We start from the raw sequence: 26,875 nt of genomic DNA, 5'->3' as shown, positions 1-26,875 counted from the left end.
TGCGGGTGGATGCTATTCGGCGCTGTCCACGGTGGCGGTGACGATGCCCTTCTTCAGGGTGAGCGTGAGCCTGCTGCCGGGCGAGGTGCGTTGCGCATCGTCCAGAACATGCCCGTCCGCATCCTGTACGACGGCGTATCCGCGATTCAGCGTGGATTGCGGACTGAGCGCGGTGAGCGAGGCGTGCGCCTTCTCAATGGTGAGCGAGGCGTCGTCGATGATGCGGCGCATGCCGATATCCATGCGACTGCGCGCATCGTCGATCAGACGCTGATGCGGCTCGAGCATGGTGAGCGGCTGCGTCAGGCTCGGACGGTTCGCGTAGCCTTCGATGAGTTTGAGTTCGGCGTCCACGCGCCCGGAGATGCGCATGTGCATCTGGCGGATGGCGTTGTCGATGAGCTGGCATTGCTCGCGGATGTCGGGCACCACTTTTTTGGCGGCGTCGGTCGGTGTGGATGCGCGCAGGTCGGCTGCAAGGTCGATGAGCGTCCAGTCGTCCTCGTGCCCGATGGCCGAGACGAGCGGCGTATTGCAGGCTGCCGCGGCACGCACCACGCCTTCGTCGGAGAATCCTACGAGGTCTTCGAAGGCGCCTCCGCCGCGCGCCACGATGATGACGTCCACATCGGGGTCGGCGTCCAGTTGGCGAATCGCGGCGATGATGTCGGGCGGGCATTGCGCACCCTGTACGTGCGCGTGGAGCACGGTGAAGCGTACCGCCGGCCATCGCAGGTTCACGTTGGTGATCACATCGCCTTCCGCACGCGCCTGCGGCGCGCAGATCAGGCCGATGCACCGGGGGAATTCCGGCAGTGGTTTTTTGCGGTCGGCGTCGAACAGGCCTTCGCCCTTGAGCTTCTTGCGCAGCTCGTCGATCTGCTCTTTGAGCCCGCCTGCGCCGATTTTGCGGATATCGTCGCCGATGAAGCTCAATCTGGTCTGCTTGACCCAGATGTCGGCGCGTCCGTGGATGACCACGCGGTCGCCTTGGCGGAACTGTGAGGCCGCTGCGGCGAAGGCGCGCCAGCCGGATACGGAGATGGCGATGTCTTCGAAATCGTCTCGTACCGTGAGGTAGGCGGATCCTGCGCGTCTGGTGTTGATTTCGGTGATCTGGCCGCAGATCCATGCCGCCGGCCATTTCTCCACGGCGGTGTGGAATTTCTGGCTCAGCACGCTTACCGGCCAGGGGTTTTCCGCAGTGGTTTCGCGTGCCAGTCGTGGCAGTTGGTCGAACGGACGGGGTATCGGTGCGCCGGTCATGTTCGGGTCTTGGTTCATGGGAACCACTATAGATGCGGGGTCGAATCGTCCTGTGATTCGCTGGCTGCAATTGGGGTCGTCGACTGCCTTTTCGGGGTGTACCGCGTGTCGCGTTCTGCCGCCTTGCGTCGGGGTCGATCGGGCGGCTGCCGCGGGTGGATTGTTACGTTAATCACACAATCTTCTTTTTGGCGGTATTATGCCGAAAAACACTAGCCCTAGTGTTTATCCGGCGTGCCGGAACTATATGTAGGGGTACAGTACATGAGGCAATACAAACGAGACGCTAAGATGCAAGGCGTGAAAGGGCGCATAGGCGCCCGGGAAAAGGCAGGAAGATGACGATGGAAACAACCGGCACGACAACCGTTACACCCTCTACCAGCACGGTGCAGGTGGAGAAGCGTGATGGTCGTATCGTGGATTTCGATCCGATCAACATCATTGCCGCCGTAAAGTCCGCATTCGCCGATCTCGATAAGGAGGTCGGCCCGGAAGAGGAGGCTCTGATCCGTGATCTCGCCAATCAGGTCGAAGGCGAGATCAAGGAACGGTATGCGGGACCGGCCAAGATCGAGGATATCCAGAACCTTGTCGAGCATGCGCTGATTGAGGATCACCTCTACGACGTGGCCCGAACCTACACCAACTACCGACTCGACAAGGACATCCAGCGTGCCAAGGCCACGGATGTGAACGAGGCTGTCGCCCGCTTCATCAACAACGATCCGACGCTGATTCATGAGAACGCCAATAAGGATTCCAACGTGTACGCCACGCAGCGCGATCTGCTGGCGGGCGCGGTCAGCAAGGCCGCGGCGCTCAACATGCTCCCGCAGGTGGTGGCCAACGCGCACATGAAGGGCGATATCCACTTCCACGACGCCGACTATTCGCCGTTCACCGCGCAGTCCAACTGTTCGCTGCCGAACTTCTGGGACATGCTGGCCAACGGCTTCACCCTGGGCAACGCCCCGATGGCGTCTCCGAAGTCCATCGCCATCGCGGCTACGCAGATCACGCAGATCATGAAGGATGTGGCTTCCAGCCAGTACGGCGGCCAGACCGCGAACCGCGCCGACGAGCATCTTGCCCGGTATGCGAAGAAGGATTACGAGAAGTTCCTCGAAGAGGCCCGTGAGAACATCCCCGACGGCATGCCGGTCGAATTCGCCCGCCGTCAGGTGGAGAACGCCAAGCGCAACGAGCCGAGCAAACTGCATTTCGGCTCCCGTGAACCGCTGCCCATGGATACGCCGTTCCACACTGATGTCGACGAGTTGGAGCAGGAGCGTGAGATCCTGGCTAAGATCCGTACCCGCAAGGCCATCTATGACGCCATGCAGACCATGGAATACCAGATCAACTCCAATCGTGTGTCCAACGGCCAGACCCCGTTCGTCACGGTCGGCTTCGGTCTTGGCACCGATTGGTTCGCCCGCGAGATCCAGCGTGCGATTCTGCTGAATCGTATTCGTGGCCTCGGCAAGGACCACCATACCGCGATTTTCCCGAAGCTTGTGTTCACCATCAAGCATGGGGTGAACTGTGAGCCGGAGGATCCGAACTACGACCTCAAGCAGCTCGCCCTGGAATGCGCCACCAAGCGTATGTACCCGGATGTGGTGTTCTACGAGAACATTGTCAAGATCACCGGTTCCTTCAAGGCGCCGATGGGCTGCCGTTCCTTCCTGCAGGGCTGGGTCAACCCCGAGACCGGCAAGGACGAGGAGGACGGGCGTATGAATCTTGGCGTGGTTTCCGTCAATGTTCCGCGTATCGCCTTGGAATCCCACGGCGATAAGGACCGCTTCTGGAAGCTGTTCAGCGAGCGTATGGAGGTCGCCCATCAGGCGTTGCAGTTCCGTATCATGCGGTGCAAGCAGGCGACCCCGGTGAACGCTCCTACGCTGTTCCGTTACGGTGCGTTCGGGCGTCTGGGCGCCAACGACAATGTCGATGTGCTGTTCAAGAACGAGCGTGCCACCGTATCGTTGGGCTATATCGGCCTGGCCGAGGCGACCGCCGTGTTCTATGGCAAGGATTGGATCCGCGACCATGGCTGGGATCCGGAAGGCAAGGAGTTCGCGCTGTCCATCGTCAAGCGCATGAACGAGCTGTGCAAGCAGTGGAGCAAGGCGGAGGGCTACCACTATTCGGTGTATTCCACGCCTGCCGAGTCGCTGACCGATCGTTTCAACCGTATGGATCGTGAGAAGTTCGGCAGGGTCGATGGCGTAACCGACCACGACTTCTACACCAATTCCTTCCACTATCCGGTGTGGCTGCAGCCCACGCCGATGGAGAAGCTCACGTACGAGAAGGACTTCCCGTACTATGCGTCCGGCGGTTTCATCAACTACTGCGAATATCCGTGCCTGCAGGACAACCCGAAGGCATTGGAGGCCGTATGGGATTACGCCTACAACATCGGCATCGGCTATCTTGGCACCAACACGCCGATCGACCACTGCTTCGTATGCGGCTTCCAGGGCGATTTCGAGCCGACCGACGAGGGGTTCAAGTGCCCGGAGTGCGGTAACTCCGATCCCGACAAGTGCAATGTGACCAAGCGTACGTGCGGCTACCTGGGCAACCCGGTGCAGCGTCCGATGGTGCATGGCCGCCATGAGGAGATCGCGCATCGTGTGAAGCATATGAGCGGCGAGACCGGTCATGTGACGCTGAGCGACGGTTCCGAACACGAATGGTTCGAGGAAACCAAATAGGATGACGCGTCCTGCCGGCCTGCGGCTTGGTGTGGATGTGTGATGACGTGATATGAGGGCGTCCGGCTGACAGGGTTGCCGGTCGCCCTCAACGTTGTTGTCGGAAAAGCGGCGGCGGCTGCGCTGCGGACATGATGATGGGAGTGCACATGGAGGATTTTCGCAAGGTCAGAACCGAGCCCAGGCGTCATGATTTCGCCGTCGGCGAGACGGGGCGCGGGCCATCCATACCGTCGCGTGGGCTGGCCAACGATCCGCGTGCGGGGCAGTGGGACGGCAGGCGCATGTCCAAACGCATGATCGCCGACTATAAGACCTTCATCGTCACTGATGGCGAAGGCGTGCGCAACTCCCTATATGTGTCCGGTTGCCCGTTCCATTGCGTCGAATGCTTCAATGCTTCGATCTGGGATTTTCAGGCCGGCCATGAGTATACACAGCGCCTGGAAGACAAGATCATCGACGATCTGCGCGCGCCGTGGGTGCAGGGCATCACGTTTCTCGGCGGCGAGCCGATGCTTGCCACGCCGGTGCTGATTCCGCTGGCCAGGAGGATCCGTCGTGAATTCGGCCATGACAAGGATATCTGGAGCTGGACCGGGTACACGTGGGAGGAGCTGATGCGCGAGGGGGAGACGCCTGATAAGCGCGAGCTGCTGGAGCTTCTCGACATTCTGGTGGATGGCCGGTATCTGAAGGATCAGCATGATTCCCTGCTGCAGTTCCGCGGGTCGCGCAATCAGCGCATTCTTGACGTGCCGAAGTCGCTTGCCGCGGGCAAGCCGGTGATCTGGGCGAAGCTGCACGATCAGGAACGGCAGGTGTCGGAGATCTACCGTAAGGATCGCGACGCCGGCGAGGGCGCTCAGGCATCCTGATCGTGTTGAGGCGCCGAGCTAGGCGGAATCATCGTTCCTGGTTGCGTTCGGTCGGCCAGATCCAAGGCGCAACGCGCGGCGGGGCATCGGCATTGGCCTGCACGGCTATCGCCGGGAATCCCGGCCCGTAGGGCTTGCGCCGATGCCCGTCATTATTGCGTTATTGATTGGCAGCCTGGCTTTCGAGCCACTGTTTGGCTGCGCTAATCGCCTGTTCCAGGGTGCTTTTGGCCGTCTCATAGGCGTGCGAGTCCATGATGGTCTGGTCATTGGCAAGATTCTGCGCGGCTTTCAGTCCTGTGCTCAACGCGTTGCTCGCCAGCTGTTTGAGGGTATTGTTCAGTTCGCTGTTGTTCAACTGGTCGAGCAGTGTGCGTGCGGAATCGATGGTGCTTTGCAGCTCCTTCCTGCTCTGTTCCAGTGTGCTGTCGGTTCCGTCGCCGGTGCTTCCGCTGCCGGTGTCCTTCTTGCCTGTGGAGGATCCGCCGTCGGCGTCTTGCCGTGACGAGGAGCCGCCTGCGGCGAGTTTCGAAGCATCCTTTTTGAGGCTGTCGATGGATGTGCGCAACGAGTCGGTGGCGCTGGCAACGGTGTCTTTGACCAGGTTGAGCTGGGTGATCGTCGCGTTTGCGGCGCAGCCTTCGGCGCTTACCGTTTGTTCGGCGCTGCTCGATGCGTCGGCGGCGGCATCGAGAATATCGCTTACGCCAAGCATGTTGCGCAGCAGCTGTTGGATTTGTGACGAGGATCCGCCGGTGTCGAGCAGTTCCTTGCGTACCTGGGTGAATTCGCTGACTGCGTTGCGGCAGTCGGACAGCGCCTGCTCGTGCCTGCTGTGGTAGACGTAGGCGCCAACCAAGCTGGCGACAATGGTTATAACCGCGATAACGGCTATGATGATCGACCAGCGCCTGCGTTTTGCGGGAACCGGTGCAGGGGCGTTCTGCTGGGGTTGGGGAGAATATGATGCGGGCTGATATTGCGCGTTTTGATATTGCGGCTCGCCGTACTGCGGGTATTGAGATTGCTGGGTGTATTGAGATTGCTGAGAGTGCTGCGGCAGTGGCTGGGTGTCCGCAGTGGTCTGCTGGCCGGTCTGCGCCGGAGAGGCGGGCACGGCGATCGGCTGGGTCTTCTGCTCGTCCATAGAATCATGTCTCCTTACCTGTGGCGGCTCGATGGGCCGCATGTCGCCGATACGACGATTGTGCCACCATCACGGTGGTTGTGGCTGCCTCCTTGCGATGAATGCGGTGAAAGTCCACATTTTCATGTGATCGGGCCGGTCCCGCCGGCATACGCATGGTGCGATTGCGCTTGCGGCAATGATGCCACGGGAAGCGGTATATGGAATATCACGGTAGGCTCGAATCATGCATATGAACGATCAGGAATTCGAAGCCGCCATCGAAGAGGCATTGGCGGCGATTCCCGCCCGATTCACCGAGGCGCTGAGCAATATCGGCATATCGTGGGATTATGAGCCCACGGCGGCGGAGCTCGGCAGCCTGCATTGCTCCGAAGGCGAATTGCTTGGCCTGTACACCGGCGTTCCGATCACCCAGCGAACCACGTCATATAGCGGCGTCATGCCCGACATGATCACCATCTACAAAGGGCCGCATGAGCGCATATGCGATACGCGGCGGAACATGGTCGAACAGATTGAGAAAACCGTCATCCACGAGATCGGCCATTATTTCGGCTTCGACGACGATTACCTCCACATGCACGGCTATTAAGTGCTTGTGTTCGGAGGCGAAGACGATACATGCCGTGTGTCGTATCCCTACCATTGGCCGGGGTATGGCGAAACCCTTATAGGTCAAAAGGTAACGACAACGTGCAGACGGTATTCCGTGAGCAAAATCACTTGACATAAAAAGCGTTAGGTGAGTGGTCGGACTAAGCTAGTTCTCCAGCAAGTCGGCGTTACCGCCACCGGTACCTGAGTATCCGGCCGGATATGTGAAGGGCATAAAAGGCGGCATGAAGCCGAAACCCGAGTTGTAGAGGAATACATGGCTGATACCGCACCTATCGTGAGCACACTGCAGTCCGCGAATCCTGATGCGAAACCGTTACGCGTGGGACTGGATATCGGCTCAACCACCGTCAAGGCCGTGGTGCTCGACCAGGCCGATTCGCTGTCTCAAACGCTATTCTCCGACTACCGCCGTCATCACGCCAACGTTCGTGCCACCGTGGCCGGACTGCTGGCCGACATCCGAGGCATGCTTGAGAAAAGCGGGCGCGGCGACGAGCCGATTCGTCTGGCCATCACCGGCTCCGGCGGTCTGGCGCTCGCCGACAGCCTCCACGTGCCGTTCGTGCAGGAGGTCATCGCCGAAACCGAGGCGATCGACAAGGAATATCCGCAGGCCGATGTCATTATCGAACTTGGTGGCGAAGACGCCAAGATCACCTATTTGAAGCCCACGCCCGAACAGCGTATGAACGGTTCATGCGCAGGCGGTACCGGCGCGTTCATCGATCAGATGTCCACTCTGCTTGACACCGATCCGTCCGGTCTGAACGAGATGGCGAAGGATTACGAGAACCTGTATCCGATCGCCTCGCGCTGTGGCGTGTTCGCCAAAACCGATCTGCAGCCGCTGATCAACGATGGTGCGGCAAAGCCCGATCTGGCAGCCTCCATCTTCACCGCAGTCGCCACACAGACCATTGCTGGTCTCGCCTCCGGCCGTCCGATCCACGGCACCGTCATCTTCCTTGGCGGCCCGCTGTTCTTCATGTCCGAACTTCGCGCGGCGTTCAAGCGTGCGCTCGACGGCAAGGTGGACGAGTTCATCGTCCCCACCGACGCCCACCTGTATGTGGCCTATGGCGCGGCATTGCAGGCAGAGCAGAACACCGACGACGAAGGCAACCATTTCGAGGCCAAACCGTTGGGCGATTTCCTCTCCCGTTTGGAGGAACTGGAGAACCTGCCGTCCAACACGCCCACCATGCCGCCACTGTTCCCCACCGAGGAGGACCGCAAGGCGTTCAACGAGCGTCATCACCGCGAACACGTGCATATCGGCAACCTCGATGGCGCCACGGGTCCGCATTTCCTGGGCATCGACGCAGGGTCGACCACCATCAAGGCAACCCTGGTGAACGATGACCGTGAGATCGTATGGTCCAGTTATGCCAACAACGAAGGCAGCCCGCTGACCGCCGCCATCACCATCGCCAAGAAGATCCAGGCCGCATTGCCAGCCGGAGCGTGGATCGCACGTTCCTGCGCCACCGGGTACGGTGAAGGACTTATCGCCACGGGTCTGCATCTTGACGAGGGCGTGGTCGAAACCATGGCCCACTACCGTGGCGCCGAAATGGTCAGCCCCGGCGTCACCGCCGTCATCGACATCGGCGGCCAGGACATGAAGTATCTTGCCATCACCGACGGCGTGATCGATTCCATCGCGGTGAACGAGGCATGCTCCTCCGGCTGCGGCTCCTTCCTGCAGACCTTCGCCATGTCGATGGGACTGAGCATCGAGGAATTCACCCAGAAGGCGCTCGCCTCCACGCATCCGGTCGACCTGGGTTCGCGCTGCACCGTGTTCATGAACTCGTCGGTCAAGCAGGCGCAGAAGGAAGGCGCCAGCATCGAAGACATCGCCGCGGGCCTGTGCTATTCGGTGGTGCGCAACGCGTTGTACAAGGTCATCAAACTGCGTGATTCCGGCGAGCTTGGCGACACCGTGGTCGTGCAGGGCGGCACGTTCCTGAACGATGCCGTGCTGCGCGCATTCGAACTGCTGACCGAACGCCAGGTGACCCGTCCGAACATCGCCGGCCTGATGGGTGCATATGGTGCGGCCCTCACCGCGCGCATGCATTACGTGGATGTGGCGGACGAAACGGATTCGCTGGTCGCGGCAGATGGCAGCGCATTGAAGGATGATGCAGAGCGGAACGCGCAGGACGACGAGCATACCGTCGTCATCGATGGCGTGAAGCACACCGCCAGCTCCATCCTGACCGGCGACGCGCTCGACGCGCTCACCATGACCACCGAGCGCGACGTGTGCAAGCTGTGCCAGAACCATTGCAAGCTCACCATCACCACCTTCGCAGACGGCGCCCGTTATGTGACCGGCAACCGTTGCGAACGCGGCGGCGACGCCAAGCGCAAGCGTTCCGACAGGCCGAATCTGTACGACTACAAGTACAAGCGTTGCTTCGCCTACCGCCGTTTGACCGACAAGAAGGCCACGCGCGGCGAGATCGGCATTCCGCGTGCGCTCAACATGTACGAGAACTATCCGTTCTGGTTCACGCTGCTCACCTCACTGGGCTTCAAGGTCGTGATTTCGGGCCGCAGCTCGCATGAACTGTTCGAGACGGGCATCGAATCGATCGCCTCCGAGAACATCTGCTACCCGGCCAAGCTGGTGCACGGCCATATCAAGTGGCTGCTCAACAAGGGCATCACAACCATCTTCTACCCGTGCGTAAGCTACGAGGAGAATCTTGTGCCCAACACCGACAACCACTACAACTGCCCGGTCGTGGCGAACTACCCGGTGGTCATCGGCGCGAACATGCCCGAACTGCGCGAGGAGGGCGTGCACTACATGCGCCCCTATTTCAATCTCGCCAATCATGAGCTGATGATCGACCGTATCGTCGAGGAGTTCGCATGGGCCAACGTGACCCGTGAGGAAGCCGAAACGGCGGTCAAGGCCGCGTACGCCGAAGACAAGGTGTTCAAGCATGATGTGCAGCAGGAGGGTCTGCGCGCACTGGCGTACATGAAGGAGCACGACTGCCGGGGCATCGTGCTTGCCGGGCGCCCGTACCATGTCGATCCGGAAATCAACCACGGCATCCCCGAAACCATCTGCTCGCTGGGTATGGTGGTCCTGTCCGAGGACTCCATCTGCGAGTTGCAGCCGGGGGAGAAGCTCAGCCTCAGCGAATTCCTGGCCGACGGCGACAACGATCCGCGCGCGAAGAACGCCGATGGCTTCCGGCATGTCGGCGACCGCAAGGTCACCAAGATGCCGTTGCGCGTCACCAACCAGTGGGCCTACCATTCCCGCCTGTATGCGGCGGCCAACTTCGTGGCCTCCTACCCGGGGCTGGAACTCGTGCAGCTCAACTCCTTCGGCTGCGGTCTCGACGCCATCACCACCGACCAGGTATCGGAGATCCTGGCGGATAAGGCCGACGTGTACACCATGCTGAAAATCGACGAGGTCTCGAACCTGGGTGCGGCGAAGATCCGTCTGCGCTCGCTCAAGGCCGCCGTCGAAGAGCGTGAGCGCAATCATAGGCGTGCGTTGCCGGCCGCTATGCCGGGCAAACTCGACCAGCCTGTCGACGATGCCGCAGTCGCCGAGGCCAAGGCAAAGCTTGAAGAGGCGAAGTCCCAGCTTGCCGCCGCCGAAGCCCAACTCAAGTCCGCAGAACGGCAGGCCGCGCCCAGGCAGGGTGAATTCCGCAGGACCGGTTCCGAAGCCCCCACTCCGGGCCGTCAGGTCATGCTCGACACGGTGATGAAGGCCAATCCGAAGCTCACCGAAGCCGTCAGGCAGGCTTCCCGGCGTGCCGCTGCGAACGGCAAGGGCTCTGGCGCTTCCGCGCATAATTCGGCCACCATGTCGAAGTATGCGAACCGCGTGCCTTTTGGCAAGGATATGAAGGATTACACCATCGTGGCTCCGCAGATGAGCCCGATTCACTTCTCCCTGGTGGAATCCGTCATCCGTTCAGGCGGCTACAAGTTCGACATTCTTGAACATGCCAGCCGTGAGGATGTGGAAACCGGTCTCAAATATGTGAACAACGACGCCTGCTATCCGGCCATCATGGTCATCGGCCAGCTGGTGGATGCGATTCTGGAGGGCAGGTACGATCCCGACCATACCGCGCTGGCCATCACACAGACCGGCGGCATGTGCCGTGCCACCAACTATTTCGGTCTGATTCGCAAGGCGTTGGTGGATGCCGGCTACCCGCAGATTCCGGTGATCGCCATTTCCACGCAGGGCATTGAGGACAATCCGGGCTTCAAGGCCACGCCCGCGTTGCTGCATCGTGTCATCAAGGCGCTGATCATCGGCGATCTGCTGATGAAATGCCTGTACCGCGTGCGCCCGTACGAGGTGACGCCCGGCAGCGCCAACAAGCTGTACAAGACATGGGACACGATCGTGCGCGAAACGCTTGAGCATCATGGTCATTCCAAGACGGCGAAACGGTTCATCGGCAAGGGTTACCTGCCGTATCCGACGCTCGTCAGGCAGATCGTGAAGTCCTTCGACGCGCTGCCGCTCAGGAACATTCCGCGTAAGGTGCGTGTCGGTGTGGTGGGCGAGATCCTGGTCAAGTATCAGCCGGACGCCAACAACCATGTGGTCGATGTGATCGAATCGCAGGATTGCGAGGCCGTGGTGCCGGGCATCATGGAATTTATGACCACCCGCCCGTACATTTCCGATTGGAACGACCATTACCTGGGCATGGGCGGCAACAAGCTCGGCTACGCCGCGATGCGCAAGGGGCTCGACCTGTACAATGCGCCGGTGCGTAAGGCCATCGGTCTGGCGCACGGCAAGTTCTCGCAGGATCTGCCGATGCCGGAGCTGGTCAAGAAGGCCGGCGAGGTGACATCGGTGGGCGTGCAGGCGGGCGAAGGTTGGCTGCTGACCGCCGAGATCCTCGAGCTCATCGAGTCGGGCTGCCCGAATGTGGTGTGCGCGCAGCCGTTCGCCTGCCTGCCGAACCATGTGACGGGCCGTGGCATGTTCGGCAAGATCCGCCGTCTGCACCCGGAAGCGAACATCGTGTCCATCGACTACGATCCGGGCGCTTCCGAGGCGAACCAGCTTAACCGCATCAAGCTGATGATTGCCGCCGCCAAGAAGATGCACAAGAAGCAGCAGGAGCAAGGCGGCGAATAGTTTCGCGCTGCATGACTCGTGACGAAAGCGGATAGCCGTATATGCATATGGCTATCCGCTTATTAGTAGCATCTTGCCTGGGGAAAGACGGCTATGAGATTTCCATCGGGCAGTCGCCAGCCTGATGACGGGGCGAATCCAGGCAGTGTCCATCAGACTATCCATCATGCGATGTTCATTATATGGAAGTTTTTCATCCGCGAAATGGACTTGATATTTTGCGGCGGTAAGGTGCTTCCAACGCATACGGCATGGCGTATCATGCCCGTTTCCTGCAAAGGCGGGCAGAGGCGTGCATGCTGAGCAATACGAGATGCGTGTGAATCGGTACGGAAGGAAAGGTCTGATGAGCGAGCAGGACAAGCTGGATGAAGCGGTGGAGCATGCCGTCGAGGTGGCAGCCAATAAGTCCGCGGAGAAGGAGATCCGTGAACTGAGCGACTTCGAAAGTGCGATCGACGAGACGCTGGCCACGGGCTATCTGGATGACACCCTGACCGTCACGGATGCGGACGGCGTTGCCCAGGTGCTGCCGGTGTTGGATTCCGAACCGATCTCCCACCTGGTCAAGGGGCTGGAAGACGTCGGCGGGAGCGCGAACGTGTTCGTACACACCGCGGATGGCGTGGTGGCGCTCAGTGTGGTGGAATGCAATCCGAACGCCGAAGAATAAGATCAATAAGGCTTTCGCTCATATCGCGCCGAGGCTGTGGCGGTGGCGGCCTTGCTCATCCGGGCATGACGGCGATTTGTGTCGTGTAGCGCCCCTGCGGTTGCATGCCGCCTGCCATCAGTTTTTCATATAGCCAATTCGCGGATTTTCGGCACGCTTGGGGAATTCCGCGAATACCATATAGCCCATGGTTACTCCCAGAATCAGTTATGCGCATCTGCTCGCCGAGCCGAACCCCAAGCATGTCGATAGTCTGTTGAAGTTCTTCGAGAAGGGGTGCTCCAAGCGGGGAACCGGCGGTTTCGGTGTGGAGATCGAGCATCTGCCGGTCCATAACGCCGATGACACCGCCGTCAGCTATTACGAGCCGAACGGTATCGAAACGCTGCTCAAACGCATCGCGCCGTATTATGACGGCAGCAAGGAATATTGGGAGAACGGGCATCTGGTCGGCCTTGGGCGTAAAGGCTTGTCGGTGTCGCTGGAACCGGGCGGTCAGATCGAGACGTCCATTGGCGTGCTGCATGAGCCGCAGGAGCTCAACGCCTTGTACGGCGAATTCCGCAGTCAGGTCGATCCCATCGTCGAGGAGCTTGGCTTCAGGCTCGTGCATTACGGCTACCAGCCGAAGTCCAGTTTCGCCGACATTCCCGTCAACCCCAAGGATCGCTATGATGCCATGACCGATTATCTCGGCAGGGTAGGGGAGTTCGGGCCGTGCATGATGCGGTGCTCCGCCTCCACGCAGGTGAGCATCGACTATGTGGACGAGGCCGATTCCATTGCCAAGATGCGTGTCGGTACCGCCATCGGGCCGATTCTGGCGTGGTTCTTCCGCAACAGCCCGTATTTCGAGGGCAAGCTCAACACGTATCCGCTGCTGCGTCAGCGTATGTGGGATTTCCTTGACTTCCAGCGCACGAATGTCATCCCCGGTCTGTTCGATCCACGGTTCGGCTGGGAGGATTATGCACGTGACGTGCTGTGCACGCCGCTCATGTTCGCCGACTTGACGCATACTCCCGAAGCGGTGGACGCCGGTGCGACCGGCAAGGAGCTGCATCGTGTGGCCTTCCGTGAGAACGCGGGGGAGGTGTACCCCGATCGCGAGCTCAACGACTACGAGATCAACCACATCATCTCCACGCATTTCAATGAGGTACGCCTGAAGAACTTCATCGAACTGCGTCATTGGGATTCGCTGCCGGTTGAGCGTGCGGAGCGTTTGACGGAGATCATCGCCTCCCTGTTCTATGTGCCGGCCAATCGTATTCGCCTGGAAAGCTATTTCGACGGGCTGCGCGAGGAGGATGTATTCGAGGCCAAGGCTAATCTGCAGGCGCATGGGCGTGAGGCCGCACCGTATGGCCAGCCGCTTGACTTCTGGCGCGAGTTCCTGGGGCTTGAGGGGTTGCTCGACGATATTCCAGGAGATCCGAAGCACCCCGAGGTGTTCCAGGGCTGAGCCATCTGATCGATGTCCTTTCGTGGCGTTATCCAACCATGCCGTGACCATGGGCCGCTCGCGCAACGTGTGGGGGCCGCATCTGGTTCGCGTGGAGCTACGATGGCGAAGCCTGGACCAGAATCGGCCCGGACTTCGACACCACCACCTTCTCCGACGAATACTGCAAATACGGCGAATTCACCGGCACTATGGTCGGCATCGCCGTCACCGACGCCGCACTGCACGAGAAGACAGCCGACTTCGACTTCCTCGACTACGAGGCGGACGAGACGAAGCCTGTGGACTGAGGTTCGGCCGACCATGCCGACATATGGTTGCGCATGGCACAGAGTAGTTGCATATGGCACAGAAGGAATGCGCGGATGATTGCTATGGCGGTCATCCGCGCATCCGCATTACGGGGCGGGCTGGGCCTGTTGCTTTCCCTCACGATAGACTCGGGGGATATGAGCAAAGAAGAGCAGACGGCGAAGCGTGTTCGCAAGGCGCCGGAGGAACGCCGCAAGGAGGTCCTTGACGCCGCGGTCCGGCTGATCGGCGAGCGGGGATTCAACGGCATCTCCATGCAGGACGTGGCCGACGAGGTGGGCATCTCCAAGCAGGGCGTGCTGCGGTATGTGGGCAGCAAAGACAATATGCTGGCGATGGTGTACCGCGAATACTACAACGCCTCCGGCAACCCCGAGGATTTCCGCGCAAGCGGCATGCCCGGCAGCGGGCCGGGCGCGATGCTGTTCCCCGCATACCTGCGGTTCCTGGTGCAGTACAATTCCCAGCGGCGCATGTTGGTGCAGCTGTTCTCCATGCTGCAGGTCGAATCGTTCAACCCACAGCATCCGTTGCATGAGGAATTCGCGCACAGGCAGGACTCGATCTGGGAATACTACTGCGGATTCGACTGGAAGATCCCGCCGCGATTCGGCTCATGGAAGGACATGCGCCCGCTGGTGCGCCGCTGTATGGAGATCATGGACGGCGTGCAATTGCGCTGGCTGCGCGAACCGGCCATCGACCTGTGCGAGGAATGGGCCGACATCGAAGCGATGCTGTTCCCCTCGCCCGAATGGGACGGATACCGCTGACAAAGACCGGAGATTCGCGAAGATCCAAATAGCCGCGAATACGCCAAGGTGGGTGCGATTCATGTGAATCACACCCACCTTGACTATTCGTTATGGAAGCCTGCGGCTCAGGCGACTGTGAACGTGGTGCGCCTGAGATCCTTGCGGCGGCTCGAATGGCCGATCAGCACCTCGAACTCGCCCGGCTCCACAATGCGCCTGGCATCCGGGTCGACGATCGTGCAATCCGCAACCGGAATGTCGAACGCGACGGTCCTGGTCTCACCCGGTTCCAGCTCTACACGTTGGAACGCCTTAAGCTCGCGGTCCGTCCAGCTGTACGAGGTCACGATGTCGCCGATATACGCCTGCACGACCTCGGTGCCCCTGCGCTCGCCGGTATTGGTGAGCGTGATCTCGGCATGCACGGTGTCCGTCTTGGTGAACGTGCCGGAATCCGGAACGTTGGTGATCGTCGGCTCGCCATATGCAAAAGTCGTGTAGCTCAGGCCCTCGCCGAAGGCGAATGCCGGGTCCTGCGTAAGATCGGCGTAACGGTTGCCGTGCTGGCCGCGGATTTGGTTGTAGTAGACCGGCAGCTGGCCTGCGTGGCGAGGGAAGGTGATCGGGAGCCTGCCGCTCGGGTTGGTCTTGCCCAGAATGATCTCCGCAATGGCCTGTCCGCCCTTCATGCCGGGGTTCGGCGCCCACATGAACGCGGACGTGCCGTCGGCGGCGGATTCATCCACGATCACGCCATTGGTGCCGATCACGCATGCCGGCATCACCTGCGGCTTGGAACTCATGAGCACCACGACCAGCGGCTTGCCGGTTTCCTTGGCGACATCGGACAGCGCCTCAAGCAGCGCGTTCTGGCCACCGAGCAATTCCAAGGTGGCGGTGGAGCAGGTCTCGCCGACCAGCTGCACCACATCGCCCACGACCGCGACCACCAGATCGGACTGACGGGCGTTTTCCACGGCCTCGTCCAGCAGTGCCTGATCGATCGCGGCGGAGACGCCGAGCTTCGGGCGAGGCTGGCCATCCGGGTAGAACTTGCCTTCCGGGTCATCCACCAGATCGAGGATATTCGCGCCACGCGAATACACGACCTCGCAGCCTTCAGGCGCGAGCTGCTTGAAGCCGTCGAGCACGGTGGTGATCATGTTGCGCGGTTGGCCGTCCGGTATCCAGTTGACCTGGCCGGAATTGCCTGCCCAATCGCCGAGCTGTTCCTGGGCGTCATCGGCCAGCGGGCCCACCACGGCAATACGCTTGCCGGAAGTCGCAGTGAACGGCAGGGATCCGTTATTCTTCAGCAGTGCGATGGATTCGCGGGCGATCTGCAGGTTGAGCTCCTGGTGCTCGCTGGAGCCGATAGCCTCCTTCATACGCTGTTCGTCCGGCAGACGTGGGTCTTCGAACAGTCCCAGGCGGAACTTCAGTGCGAGAATGCGGGACACGGCCTCATCGATCAGCGATTCATCCAGCAGGCCGCGCTTGACGGCCTCGATGGCGCCCTCATAGAACTTCGGCGTAGTCATGATCAGATCGTTGCCTGCCTTGACCGCATCCGCGGCGGCCTGCACGTAATCGGCCTTGACCTTCTGCTCCCACACGGCGCGGCCGACGTTGTCCCAATCAGTGATGAGTGTGCCCTGGTAGTTCCAATCGCCACGTAGCTTGTCCGAGAGCAGCCACTTGTTGAAGGTGACGGGCACTCCGTCAATGGATTCGTAGCCGAGCATGAAGGTGCCGCACCCCTCCTTGGCCACACGCTCGAACGGCGGCAGGAACCAGGATTCCAACTTGCGGTGGCTCAGATCGGCCTCGGATGCGTCGCGGCCTCCCTGGGTTTCGGAGTAGCCGGCGAAATGCTTGGCGCAGGCCAGAATCGCATCCTTGGCAAGTGGCTCGCCGGCCTTGGCGCCGCCTTGGTAGCCTTTGACGATGGCGGAGGCCATCTCGCCGATCAGATACGGGTCTTCGCCGAAGGTCTCGTCCACGCGGCCCCAGCGGGTGTCGCGGGCGATGCACAGTACGGGGGAGAACGTCCAATGCACACCGGTGGTGGATACCTCCTCGGCGGTGGCGCGGCCTGCGGCTTGCACCTTGGCAGGGTCGAAGCTTGTGGCCATGCCCAGCTGGGAAGGGAAGATGGTGGAGCCGGGCCAGAAGGAATAGCCGTGGATGCAGTCGTCGCCGATGATCAGTGGGATGCCGAGGCGTGTCTTGGTATTCACGGTTTCGACCGCGCGGGGCAGATCGGCTGGGCTGGTATGCAGGATGGAGCCGACATACTTGTTGATGATGATGTCATCCAGATTGCCGTTTCGGGCGTCGAGCTGCATCATTTGGCCGACCTTCTCTTCGAGGGTCATACGGCCGAGTAGGTCGGCGATGCGTTCCTGGATGGGCAGGTCGGGATTCTTGTAGGGAAGATTGGTGTTGGCCATGGGTGCTCACTTTCTCCATTGAAGCGAATTGCCTTTAAATACCATTTGGTAGTTTAGACTATCGCATAGATCCTCGCAAGCCGCCACGCGGCGGTTTCGCATGCGGTGCGCAAAGGATATTCGGTCAGGCAATGACTCTCATAAAAGTCGGCTGCAACCTAAAGCCGAAGGCGGTATTGGATGTGCGGTCTGATGCACATGCAATTTCGCGTAACTTTTCTTCCTTAAACATATGCGGAGCGATATATGCGGGGCAAACAGCCCGTAATTATGCGTCGTCAGATAAGGAGCATCGTGAGCATAGTCGGCAAACAGCAACATAACCGGGAAACGCGGTCAAAGCAGTCAAGCGGCACCATAGGCGAGGGCAGGCTCACCATCGTGGTGGTGGCGCTCGCATTGCTCACCTTCCTTGGCATTCTGTCAGAAACCTCACTCAACATCGCCTATTCCGCACTGATGGGTGAATTCTCCATCTCCGCCGACGTGGTGCAATGGCTCACCACCGGCTACCTGCTGCTGCTTTCCGTGGCGATTCCGACCTCGCCGTTCATGGTGCGCACATTCCCCACCAAAAGCCTGTTCGTCACTGCGGTGGCATTGTTCTCTGTCGGCACGGTGGTCGGCGCGCTCGCAGCGAACTTCACGATGCTGCTTGCCGCGCGTCTTATCATGGCGCTCGGAACCGGCGTCTCGTTGCCGTTGTTGACCAATATCATCCTCGACAAGGCCCCGTTCCACAAGCGCGGCATGATGCTTGGCCTGGTCAGTCTCGTCACCTGTGCGGCTCCGGCCATCGGCCCCGTGTTCGGCGGTCTGGTCATGGAATTCCTCAACTGGCATTGGATCTTCTACGCTATGATCCCGTTCCTTGTCATCTCCTTCGTACTTGGTTGTGCCACGGTTCCCGATATCCGTCATGGCGAGAAGGGGTATCTGTCGGTGCCGTCGTTGGTGTTGGTGGCTGTGGGATTGGCCGGCATCATCGTGGCGGTGAGCTTCTTCGCTCAGTGGAACGGCGATTGGCGATTCTGGACGGTGCTTGTTGGCGCGGTGCTGGTGCTGGCCGTGTTTGCCGCAGTACAGTTGCGTATGGCGCATCCGTTGATCGAAGTGCGCACATTCGCATACCCTGGTTTTACGTTCGGCATGGTGATTCTGCTCATGTCGTCCGGCGGTGTGCTTGGCGTGAATTTCCTGCTGCCGATTCTGCTGCAGCGTGGTCTGGGGCATACCAGCATGATTGCGGCGTTGATTCTGCTGCCTGGCGCTGTGGTTGGCGCGATTTCCGCACCGTTGATCGGCGGTGCATTGAAGGCGCATTTCCCGCCGAAATTCATTGCCTGCGGTTTTGTGGGCGTGGCCATAATGGATGTTGCAATGATGCTTGGCAGCGCCCATGAATGGTCGGTTGCCGTTGCCTACGCGCTGTTCATGGCCGCATCCGGATTCGTGCTCGTGCCCGACCAGACCCATGCGCTGAACCAGTTGCCGGCCGAAATGAACGCCGACGGCTCCGCGGTGATGAACACCGTGCAGCAGCTTGCCGGGGCGGTCGGCACTGCGGTCGCCTCCACGCTGATCGCCGAGTTCGCCGGTGCGAACGCCGCTGCTGGAATGAGCCAGTCGGCGTCTTATGTGGCGGGGTTCTCCACCAGCATGTGGGTGTTTTTCGGCATGGCCGTGGTCGGTGAGATTCTTGCCCTGCTCATGTTCCGCTTCTCCAAACGTGCGGTATGAATTGTGTGATGTCGCTTGGGTGGTGACTGGCTGATGTGCCGGTCATCCGCTCAAGTTTTTGATATTTTTGATATTTTTGATATTGGCGATATCGGTTGGCGATAGTGGGGAAGGGCAATGCTGCACATAACGCAACGAAAGATGAATCCTTTTAAACCGACTGCCGGTGGTGAACCGCCATTATTGATCGGGCGCGAAAGAGTCGTCCGTGATTTCGACAAGGGGCTGGATAACGGTGTAGGCGCTCCAGGCCGAATTATGCTGATTACGGGCGCAAGGGGGACGGGAAAAACGGTGATGCTGACCGTTCTCGGAGATAAGGCCCGTGCGCATAAGTGGGATGTGATTGAAGAAACCGCGTCTGATGGCTTGTGCGAACGTTTGGTGAGTGAATTATGCTCTAAGGATTCGTTGATCGACAAATTAACATTTGCCCCATCCATCACCATTGCCGGGGCGAGCGTATCGCTTGGGGAAGCTGAATTGTCTCCGAAGCGTATGCCTGAAACACTTCGAAAAGCGATGTCTGCGCGGCTTGACGCTTTGGAGAAGCGCGATGCAGGACTCATGATTTCCATCGACGAGACCCAGGCTGCAAGCCGTGCCGATCTGATTGCGATCGCAACCGCGATCCAGCATCAGATTCGAGAAAAACGCAATGTGTCGATTGTGTTTGCCGGACTGCCACAGATGATTTCCGATTTGTTTGATGATGAGGTGATTACGTTTTTAAGGCGTGCTCGTACGAATGTGCTTGCGAATGTGCCGATTGATGAGGTCAAAGAGTCGTTCGCGCAGACTTTCGAGGATTCCGGAATGTCTTTGGATACCAGCCTGGTGGAAAAAGCCGCAGTGGCGACTGCCGGATACCCGTATATGATTCAGCTGGTCGGCTACTATATCTGGGATGCCGCTGATGCGCGAGAATCCACGGTGATTTCCAAAGAAGATGTAAATGAGGGCATTCGTGAAGCTCGTGTCGATTTGGACAATGCGGTCTGCGTTCCTGAATTGCACGGGCTGTCAAAGAACGATAAGGCGTATTTGGAGGCGATGGCGGTTTCCGATGGTCCAAGTGGGACCAGTGAAGTTGCCAAACGAATGGGGCGGAGCGCGAAGTATGCGGCCACGTATCGTAAGCGATTGCTGGACGCCTATGTTATTCGGCAGACCGATCGCGGCGAGGTTGATTTCGCGGTTCCGTTTTTGAGGGAATACTTGCGTGGGCATATGCAAAAAGGTTAGTTGGAGCGGTGTTTTTCGGCATGGCCGTGGTTGGTGAGATTCTTGCCCTGCTCATGTTCCGCTTCTCCAAACGTGCGGCGTAGCAGAGTATGGCTGGTATGGGGCGTGTTGCCGGTAGCATGGCATGAACTGTAGTGTTGTGATGACACTGGTTACGAGACGAAGGAGCCCCATGAAAGTCGCAAGTGGCAATGTGCTGTGGCAGCAGCGTAAGCGCAATTGGTGCCGTACACCGTTCACCTTCACCGTGTACACGCTGGCCGATAAGGAATTGAGCGTTAAAACGGGCGTGCTGAACGAGAAGTTCAATCTGGTCAAACTGTTCCGCATCGTCGATATCAGCGTGGAACGCACGTTCCTGCAGCGTCTGTTCGGCATGAGCACGCTGGTTCTGGACACGCGCGACCAATCGTCCGGCAATGGTGTGGTGGTGCTGAAGAATATCGTGCACGGCTTCGAGGTGCGTCAGATGCTGCAGGATGCCGTGGACGCCTCCCGCAGCGAGAACGGCATGACGGCCCGTGAATTCATCGGCGGTCCTGCCGGCTCTGGCCTGGAAGGACCGGGGTTTGACGGCGGCTTCGATGATTTCGATGCGGAAAACTACGCAGGAGTTCAGTGAAGGAGTGATTGAGCAGGATTCAAGAAAAGTCAGTTCTTCTGTTCTGCCGATAAACGTCATGTATAAAATCGTAATTTGTCAAATCGTAATTTGATAAATCACGATTCTATTGTTGTACACCGATGTCCCCATGCTTACGCCATGCTGCGAAGCAGGCTGGCGATTGAAGCGCAGGTACTTTTCACGTTGCGCTTCGTGTCGGCGAGCAGTTCCGGCAAACTGGCCGATCCGGGTGCGATGCCGAAGGTCGCGACGATGCCGACTTCACGCAAAGCGGCCATGGTCTGTGGGTCCCGTGCCACTTTGCCTCCGATGGCAATGGCCGGCTTGCCCTGCGATTGCGCCAATCGTGCGATGCCACTGGGCACCTTGCCATATGGCGTCTGGCTGTCGATGGCGCCTTCGCCGGTGATGACCACGTCGGCCCACGCGCATGCCTCGCGCGCATGCAACAAGTCCAGTACCAGTTCGATGCCGGGGCGCATGCTCGCATTGAATAGTCCAAGCATGCCGCCGCCGGTGCCGCCCGCCGCACCCGATCCGGGCTGGCTGGCGATGTTACGGCCATTGAGGGCTTTGATGGCATTGGCGAGCTTGCTCAGACCCGAGTCAAGTAGTGCGACCTGCTGCGCGTCCGCGCCTTTCTGCGGCGCAAACACCGCAGCCGCGCCGTTCGGCCCGGTCAGTGGATTGGTGACGTCGCATGCCAGAATGATGGGGACATTGCGCACTTCGTCGGGAACGTCGGTGCCGTCTATACGGGCGAGCCGATGCAGTGCACCGCCGCCGAGCGGCAATTCGCAATCGCGGTCGTCGAGAAAACGGTATCCGAGCGCCCGGGCCAGGCCGGTGCCGCCGTCCGTGGTGGCGCTGCCTCCCAAACCAAGCACAATACGCGTTGCGCCGGCATCGATCGCGTCATGGATCAATTCTCCGGTGCCATAGGTGGATGCCGCCAACGGGTCGCGGTCGGCGGGGGAGACGTGTTCGATTCCGCTTGCCGCAGCCAACTCGACTACTGCGGTGCGTATGCCTGTCTTGCCGTCGGTCTCCATGTGGCTTCCCCCACCCAGGAATCCGTATTGCGCGCAGATCGGCCGTCCCAATGCGTCGTGCACGTGTGCCGGTTTCAGTTCGCCCCCAGTGGCCCGGACCAGTGCAGTGGTCAATCCCTCGCCGCCGTCGGACAGCGGCATCATACGGCATTCGGCATCCGGGTCGCCTGCCAGCACTCCGCGTCGCATCGCTTCCGCCACGGCCTGCGCCGATGCGGCCTCTTTGAACGAATCCGGCGCCAACAGGTATTTCACGGCTTTCCTCCAGTCGTTGCCGATATGCCGACCAGTCCATCGTATAGCCGTGATGGGCGGCCTGGTTCGCGGCAAGGCGGTTTTCGCGGTGCAACGCGCATGAGAACGATAACAGCGATACGATGGTGATGATGTGAAGCAACCGCGGCACAACAGTGCGAAGGAGAATTGTTATGACTTGCAATACAGGGCGTCTGGCAGGCAAGGTGGCCATGGTCACCGCTTCGACCCGAGGCATCGGCTATGCGATTGTGAAGCGTTTCGCCGAAGAGGGTGCCACCGTGTATATGGCGGCGCGCAACGCGGAACGTGCGCAGGCGAAGATACGAGCTTGCCGCCGCCAATCTGCCGGGAACGGCGAAGTTCGTGTACAACGATGCCTCCAAGGATGAGACCTACGTGTCCGCTGTGGAACAGGTCGTGGCCAATGAGGGCTGCATCGACGTGCTCGTCAATAATTTCGGCACGTCCAATCCCGCCAAGGATCTCGACATCGAGCACACCGACCCGCAGGAGTTCATCGACACGGTGGATATCAACCTCAAGTCCGTGTTCATTACGTCGCAGGCCGCGCTGAAATATATGGTGGAGCGTAAATCCGGCAGCATCATCAACATCTCCTCGATTGGCGGCGCCGTGCCGGATATTTCGCAGATCGGCTATGGCGCATCCAAGGCGGCCATCAACTATCTGACCAAGCTTATCGCCGTGCATGAGGCGCGTAAGAACATCCGTTGCAATGCGGTGCTTCCTGGTATGACCGCCACCGATGCCGTACAGAACGCGCTGAATGACGAATTCCGTGAGTTCTTCCTGCATCACACGCCGATCCGCCGTATGGCCACGCCGGAGGAGATCGCGAACGCGGTGTTGTATTTTGCCTCCGACGAATCGCAGTTCACCACCGGTCAGATTCTTGAGGTGTGCGGCGGCTTCGGTCTGGCCACGCCGGTGTTCGGCGATCTGCAGGACAAGTCGCGCGCCGCAGCCTGATCTGCGATTTCTGCCACGTCCCGATTCTTCCAGTGGCTGGATGATTTGTTCTTCTGGGTGGTCTTTTAGTGTCCGGATTCCTCCAGTGGCTGGGAAATCCGGACGTTGGGAGGTCTTCTAGAGTCCGGTTTCCTCCAGCGGCTGGGAAATCCGGACGTTGGGAGGTCTTCTAGAGTCTGGATTCCTCCAGTGGCTGGGAAATCCGGACGTTGGTAGGTCTTCTAGAGTCCAGATTCCTCCAGTCACTGGGAAATTCTTCCCGTCACTGGAAGAATCAGGCGCTAGCGGCAGCCTTCCCACTGCGGCAGTGGGAAGAGAACATCCTCGCATCGCGCCCACATGGCATTGAGGTCCTGCCCGGGCTTGCGCAGCCAGCGCAGCTGAATGCCGTCCATCATGGCGAATCCGGCGCGGAGCATCTGTTCGGCATCGACCCCGGCTGGCACGCGCCAGCGAATGTTGCGCGCCACATCCACCACATGTTCCTCGCGGGTGGCGAAATAATCGTGCGCCGGGTGATCGGGGTTCAACGCTTCGGCGCTCAGCGTGGAAAACATGTGCACCAGTTTGGGGCGTTTGGCGTTGATGGCCACGACTCTGCGCCACATGTCCGCGATCAGCGGTTCGGCCTCGCGCACCATGTTGGCGGTCACGTCCTCGGTTTCGCGGTCATACATTTCGTTGAGCACCGTGGTCAGCAGGCCTTCCTTGCTGCCGACGTAATGCAGCACGCCTGCCTTGGTAAGACCGACCATGGTGGCGATTTTCTGCAATGAGGTGCCGTAATAGCCGAGTGTGCCGAATGACTCCACTGCTGCGTTGAGTATTGCCGTTCTGCGGTCGACGTCCTCGTTGCCCATGGTCGCTCCCGTTGTGATTGATGGTATTGCTGCTGACGGATGGAAAGCTGTAATTACTTTACGGTTGGTTGATTGATATTTCAAAGATGATTGGCGTGTTGGGCAAGCTGTTTTGATAAAGTACCTACCAATCGGTTGGTAGTGGGTTCGCCGACGAGCCTACTGCCGAACACAACGAATCGCATGAAAGAGGTACCATGAGCGGCAATACCTATCCCTCCGTCAACGACCTGACCCTTGAAGAGAAAGCCTCCCTGACGTCCGGCGGCGACGCCTGGCATCTGCAGGGCATCGAATCCAAAGGCATCCCCGGCTACATGATCACCGATGGCCCGCACGGACTGCGCAAATCCCTGGCGTCCAGCACCGGCGAAACCGATTTGAACGATTCCGTGCCGGCCACCTGCTTCCCGCCTGCGGCCGGCTTGTCCAGCTCCTGGAATCCCGAGCTCATCCACAAGGTGGGCGAGGCCATGGGCGAGGAATGCATCCAGGAGAAAGTGGCGGTCATTCTCGGCCCCGGCGTCAACATCAAGCGCAACCCGCTTGGCGGCCGTTGCTTCGAATACTGGTCCGAAGACCCGTATCTTGCCGGCCATGAGGCCGTGGGCATCGTCGCCGGCGTGCAATCCAAGGGCGTGGGCACCTCGCTCAAGCACTTCGCGGCCAACAATCAGGAGACCGACCGTCTGCGCATCAGCGCCAACATCTCCCAGCGTGCGCTGCGCGAGATCTACTTCCCGGCTTTCGAATACATCGTCAAAACCGCCCAGCCGTGGACCATCATGTGCTCCTACAACCGCATCAACGGCGTGCACTCCGCGCAGAACCGCTGGCTGCTCACCGACGTGCTGCGCGATGAATGGGGTTTCAAGGGCATCGTCATGAGCGATTGGGGCGCCGATCATGATCGAGTCGCCTCCCTCAACGCCGGGCTCAACCTGGAAATGCCGCCAAGCTACACGGACGACCAGATTGTCTACGCGGCTCGCGACGGGCGCATCCAGCCCGAACAGCTTGACCGCATGGCCCAGGGCATGATCGACCTGGCGAACAAGACGCGCGCCGCCATGAGCATCGACGGCTACCGCTTCGACGTGGACGCCCATGATGAGGTGGCGCATCAGGCCGCCGTCGAATCCATGGTGCTGCTCAAGAACGATGACGCGATCCTGCCGGTCGCCAAGGACGCCAAGATCGCGGTCATCGGCGAATTCGCCCGCACCCCGCGCTACCAGGGTGGCGGCTCGTCCCACATCACCCCGACCAAGATGACCAGCTTCCTCGACACCCTCACCGCGCGGGGCGTCGATGCCCAATTCGCCCCCGGATTCACCCTCGACCTCGAACCGGCAGACAAGGCGCTCGAAACCGAAGCCGTGGAAACCGCCAAGAACGCCGATGTGGTGCTTATGTTCCTAGGACTTCCGGAAGCCGCCGAATCCGAAGGCTTCGACCGTGAAACCCTCGACATTCCCGCCAAGCAGATCGAGCTGCTCGAAGCTGTCGCGGCGGCGAACAAGAACATCGCGGTCGTGCTTTCCAACGGTTCCGTCGTCTCCGTGGCCCCATGGGCGGCCAATGCCAAGGGCGTCCTCGAATCCTGGCTGCTTGGTCAGGCGGGGGGTGCCGCGCTCGCCGATGTGATCTTCGGCGAGGCAAGCCCGTCCGGCAAGCTGGCGCAGAGCGTTCCGATGAGCATCAACGACGATCCGAGCATGATCAACTGGCCGGGCGAGGAAGGGCACGTCGATTACGGTGAGGGCGTGTTTGTGGGCTACCGCTATTACGACACGTATGGCAAGGCGGTCGATTATCCGTTCGGCTACGGCCTGAGCTACGCCACCTTCGAGCTTTCCGGCATCAAGGCGGAGAAGACCGGCGCCAACACCGCCCGTGTGAGCGTGACCGTCGCCAATACCTCCGATGTGGACGCCGCCGAGACCGTGCAGGTGTATGTGGCGCCGGGCAAGGCCGCGGTGTCTCGCCCGAGGCATGAGCTCAAGGGATTCCGCAAGGTGTTTCTCAAGGGCGGCGAATCGGCCGAGATCTCCCTCGATCTGGATGAGCGCGCCTTCGCCTACTGGTCGGAGAAGTTCGACGACTGGCGTGTGGAGGCCGGCGAATACGGCATCGAGGTCGGCACGTCCAGCCGCGACATCGCCGGTGTCGCCACGGTTGCGCTTGACGGCGACGGCAAGGCCGAACCGTTGACCGAGTGGTCCACGTTCGGCGAATGGTCCTGTGATCCGGTCGGTTCCAAGGTGGTGTCCGCCATGTATGAGGCCGGTGGGAACGGCGAGCTGCCGAAACTGCCCGACAACGACATGATGCGCATGTTCCTCAATTCCACGCCGATCAATTCCATGTCCACGATCGTGGGCGAGGGCGGCAAGAGAACCGCGGCCTTCATGCTTGACGAATACGCCAAGCTCGCCAAGTAGAAGACCGGGACGGTAACGATAATTACGCATTGAAGGATTATCTGTCTAGAGATAACCTGATGGAGATGCATGGCCGAGGGGTCTGATCCGCGATGGAACCGGTGCGGGTCGGGCTCCTCGGCCTTTCTTTTGGATGGACGTTATGCAAAGCCGCAGTGCGGGTCGAAAGCCATGCGACACGCTGGAATGTTGTATATGCAACTGTTGTAT

The 26,875-nt window shown here is 60.0% G+C and carries 19 protein-coding genes; 14 read left to right on the top strand and 5 right to left on the bottom strand.

Annotated features, from left to right (window positions below; all coding sequences use genetic code 11):
• Positions 1-12: 12 nt before the first annotated feature.
• The gene (gene xseA, locus BBAG_RS06175) at positions 13-1,284 is read right to left on the bottom strand and encodes an exodeoxyribonuclease VII large subunit (RefSeq protein ID WP_003827067.1); all 1,272 of its coding nucleotides are present in this window, start codon (positions 1,282-1,284) and stop codon (positions 13-15) included.
• 320 nt (positions 1,285-1,604) lie between these two features.
• Between xseA and nrdD the strand changes: the two genes are divergently transcribed.
• Both nrdD and nrdG read left to right on the top strand, forming a co-directional pair.
• Complete coding sequence (gene nrdD / locus BBAG_RS06170) at positions 1,605-3,995, top strand: anaerobic ribonucleoside-triphosphate reductase (protein WP_003827066.1); 2,391 nt, start codon at positions 1,605-1,607, stop codon at positions 3,993-3,995.
• Positions 3,996-4,144: 149 nt separating this feature from the next.
• Positions 4,145-4,873 carry an anaerobic ribonucleoside-triphosphate reductase activating protein gene (gene nrdG / locus BBAG_RS06165; protein ID WP_161786200.1) on the top strand — a complete coding sequence of 243 codons (729 nt, stop codon included), beginning with the start codon at positions 4,145-4,147 and terminating at the stop codon, positions 4,871-4,873.
• A 160-nt stretch (positions 4,874-5,033) separates the two neighbouring features.
• Here the strand turns inward: nrdG and BBAG_RS06160 are convergent, their stop codons facing one another.
• Positions 5,034-6,020 (bottom strand): hypothetical protein, encoded by a 987-nt coding sequence (locus tag BBAG_RS06160; protein WP_003827063.1) that lies wholly within the window; start codon positions 6,018-6,020, stop codon positions 5,034-5,036.
• A gap of 226 nt (positions 6,021-6,246) precedes the next feature.
• On the opposite strand from BBAG_RS06160, the gene BBAG_RS06155 reads away from it, so the two are divergent.
• The 6 genes from BBAG_RS06155 to BBAG_RS06135 all read left to right on the top strand — a co-directional run bounded on the left by BBAG_RS06155 (position 6,247) and on the right by BBAG_RS06135 (position 15,016).
• Complete coding sequence (locus tag BBAG_RS06155) at positions 6,247-6,615, top strand: metallopeptidase family protein (RefSeq protein ID WP_003827061.1); 369 nt, start codon at positions 6,247-6,249, stop codon at positions 6,613-6,615.
• Between the two features lie 279 nt (positions 6,616-6,894).
• The gene (locus BBAG_RS06150) at positions 6,895-11,793 is read left to right on the top strand and encodes an acyl-CoA dehydratase activase-related protein (RefSeq protein WP_003827059.1); all 4,899 of its coding nucleotides are present in this window, start codon (positions 6,895-6,897) and stop codon (positions 11,791-11,793) included.
• Between the two features lie 346 nt (positions 11,794-12,139).
• Positions 12,140-12,466, top strand: a complete 327-nt coding sequence (locus tag BBAG_RS06145) for a hypothetical protein (RefSeq protein WP_193352290.1) — start codon at positions 12,140-12,142, stop codon at positions 12,464-12,466.
• 187 nt (positions 12,467-12,653) lie between these two features.
• A complete protein-coding gene (locus BBAG_RS06140; protein ID WP_003827052.1) occupies positions 12,654-13,931 on the top strand; it encodes a glutamate-cysteine ligase family protein in 1,278 nt (425 codons plus the stop codon).
• A gap of 80 nt (positions 13,932-14,011) precedes the next feature.
• Entirely contained in the window at positions 14,012-14,221 is a 210-nt protein-coding gene (locus tag BBAG_RS08350) for a beta-xylosidase family glycoside hydrolase (RefSeq protein ID WP_272944771.1), read from the top strand.
• A gap of 159 nt (positions 14,222-14,380) precedes the next feature.
• Positions 14,381-15,016 (top strand): TetR/AcrR family transcriptional regulator, encoded by a 636-nt coding sequence (locus BBAG_RS06135; protein WP_033509079.1) that lies wholly within the window; start codon positions 14,381-14,383, stop codon positions 15,014-15,016.
• A 107-nt stretch (positions 15,017-15,123) separates the two neighbouring features.
• On the opposite strand, the gene BBAG_RS06130 is transcribed toward BBAG_RS06135, so the two are convergent.
• Positions 15,124-17,451 (bottom strand): glycoside hydrolase family 3 N-terminal domain-containing protein, encoded by a 2,328-nt coding sequence (locus BBAG_RS06130; RefSeq protein WP_003827047.1) that lies wholly within the window; start codon positions 17,449-17,451, stop codon positions 15,124-15,126.
• A gap of 246 nt (positions 17,452-17,697) precedes the next feature.
• Here BBAG_RS06130 and BBAG_RS06125 point away from each other — a divergent pair, with 246 nt between their 5' ends.
• The 3 genes from BBAG_RS06125 (at position 17,698) to BBAG_RS06115 (ending at position 21,058) form a co-directional block, all read left to right on the top strand.
• Positions 17,698-19,191 carry a DHA2 family efflux MFS transporter permease subunit gene (locus tag BBAG_RS06125; RefSeq protein WP_003827045.1) on the top strand — a complete coding sequence of 498 codons (1,494 nt, stop codon included), beginning with the start codon at positions 17,698-17,700 and terminating at the stop codon, positions 19,189-19,191.
• Positions 19,192-19,308: 117 nt separating this feature from the next.
• Entirely contained in the window at positions 19,309-20,436 is a 1,128-nt protein-coding gene (locus tag BBAG_RS06120) for an ATP-binding protein (protein WP_003827044.1), read from the top strand.
• Between the two features lie 172 nt (positions 20,437-20,608).
• Complete coding sequence (locus BBAG_RS06115; protein WP_003827041.1) at positions 20,609-21,058, top strand: PH domain-containing protein; 450 nt, start codon at positions 20,609-20,611, stop codon at positions 21,056-21,058.
• 134 nt (positions 21,059-21,192) lie between these two features.
• On the opposite strand, the gene BBAG_RS06110 is transcribed toward BBAG_RS06115, so the two are convergent.
• Positions 21,193-22,368, bottom strand: a complete 1,176-nt coding sequence (locus BBAG_RS06110) for a glycerate kinase (RefSeq protein WP_003827039.1) — start codon at positions 22,366-22,368, stop codon at positions 21,193-21,195.
• 173 nt (positions 22,369-22,541) lie between these two features.
• Here BBAG_RS06110 and BBAG_RS08675 point away from each other — a divergent pair, with 173 nt between their 5' ends.
• Positions 22,542-22,760: an SDR family NAD(P)-dependent oxidoreductase gene (locus BBAG_RS08675; protein WP_003827038.1), complete on the top strand. Its 219-nt coding sequence runs from the start codon at positions 22,542-22,544 to the stop codon at positions 22,758-22,760.
• On the top strand, positions 22,678-23,361 hold the full coding sequence (locus BBAG_RS06105; protein ID WP_197540490.1) for an SDR family NAD(P)-dependent oxidoreductase: 684 nt from the start codon (positions 22,678-22,680) through the stop codon (positions 23,359-23,361). The genes BBAG_RS08675 and BBAG_RS06105 overlap by 83 nt, the downstream gene beginning before the upstream one ends.
• 281 nt (positions 23,362-23,642) lie before the next feature.
• On the opposite strand, the gene BBAG_RS06100 is transcribed toward BBAG_RS06105, so the two are convergent.
• Positions 23,643-24,221, bottom strand: a complete 579-nt coding sequence (locus BBAG_RS06100; RefSeq protein ID WP_003827034.1) for a TetR/AcrR family transcriptional regulator — start codon at positions 24,219-24,221, stop codon at positions 23,643-23,645.
• 197 nt (positions 24,222-24,418) lie between these two features.
• Here BBAG_RS06100 and BBAG_RS06095 point away from each other — a divergent pair, with 197 nt between their 5' ends.
• The gene (locus BBAG_RS06095) at positions 24,419-26,665 is read left to right on the top strand and encodes an exo-alpha-(1->6)-L-arabinopyranosidase (RefSeq protein ID WP_003827032.1); all 2,247 of its coding nucleotides are present in this window, start codon (positions 24,419-24,421) and stop codon (positions 26,663-26,665) included.
• The last annotated feature ends 210 nt before the right edge of the window (positions 26,666-26,875 follow it).

Origin of the sequence: Bifidobacterium angulatum DSM 20098 = JCM 7096, assembly GCF_001025155.1 — a bacterium.
GTDB classification, from domain to species: domain Bacteria; phylum Actinomycetota; class Actinomycetes; order Actinomycetales; family Bifidobacteriaceae; genus Bifidobacterium; species Bifidobacterium angulatum.
Note: the sequence above shows the minus strand (reverse complement) of the source record. Positions and strands in the feature narration are given on the sequence as shown.

Coding starts and splice junctions, on each gene's coding strand:
- BBAG_RS06145 (WP_193352290.1), top strand. CDS start 12,140: ATGAGCGAGCAGGACAAGCTGGATGAAGCGGTGGAGCATGCCGTCGAG.
- BBAG_RS06135 (WP_033509079.1), top strand. CDS start 14,381: ATGAGCAAAGAAGAGCAGACGGCGAAGCGTGTTCGCAAGGCGCCGGAG.
- BBAG_RS06150 (WP_003827059.1), top strand. CDS start 6,895: ATGGCTGATACCGCACCTATCGTGAGCACACTGCAGTCCGCGAATCCT.
- BBAG_RS06155 (WP_003827061.1), top strand. CDS start 6,247: ATGCATATGAACGATCAGGAATTCGAAGCCGCCATCGAAGAGGCATTG.
- nrdD (WP_003827066.1), top strand. CDS start 1,605: ATGACGATGGAAACAACCGGCACGACAACCGTTACACCCTCTACCAGC.
- BBAG_RS06115 (WP_003827041.1), top strand. CDS start 20,609: ATGAAAGTCGCAAGTGGCAATGTGCTGTGGCAGCAGCGTAAGCGCAAT.
- BBAG_RS06140 (WP_003827052.1), top strand. CDS start 12,654: ATGGTTACTCCCAGAATCAGTTATGCGCATCTGCTCGCCGAGCCGAAC.
- BBAG_RS06130 (WP_003827047.1), bottom strand. CDS start 17,451: ATGGCCAACACCAATCTTCCCTACAAGAATCCCGACCTGCCCATCCAG.
- nrdG (WP_161786200.1), top strand. CDS start 4,145: ATGGAGGATTTTCGCAAGGTCAGAACCGAGCCCAGGCGTCATGATTTC.
- xseA (WP_003827067.1), bottom strand. CDS start 1,284: ATGAACCAAGACCCGAACATGACCGGCGCACCGATACCCCGTCCGTTC.
- BBAG_RS08675 (WP_003827038.1), top strand. CDS start 22,542: ATGACTTGCAATACAGGGCGTCTGGCAGGCAAGGTGGCCATGGTCACC.
- BBAG_RS06120 (WP_003827044.1), top strand. CDS start 19,309: ATGCTGCACATAACGCAACGAAAGATGAATCCTTTTAAACCGACTGCC.
- BBAG_RS06160 (WP_003827063.1), bottom strand. CDS start 6,020: ATGGACGAGCAGAAGACCCAGCCGATCGCCGTGCCCGCCTCTCCGGCG.
- BBAG_RS06125 (WP_003827045.1), top strand. CDS start 17,698: ATGCGGGGCAAACAGCCCGTAATTATGCGTCGTCAGATAAGGAGCATC.
- BBAG_RS06100 (WP_003827034.1), bottom strand. CDS start 24,221: ATGGGCAACGAGGACGTCGACCGCAGAACGGCAATACTCAACGCAGCA.
- BBAG_RS06095 (WP_003827032.1), top strand. CDS start 24,419: ATGAGCGGCAATACCTATCCCTCCGTCAACGACCTGACCCTTGAAGAG.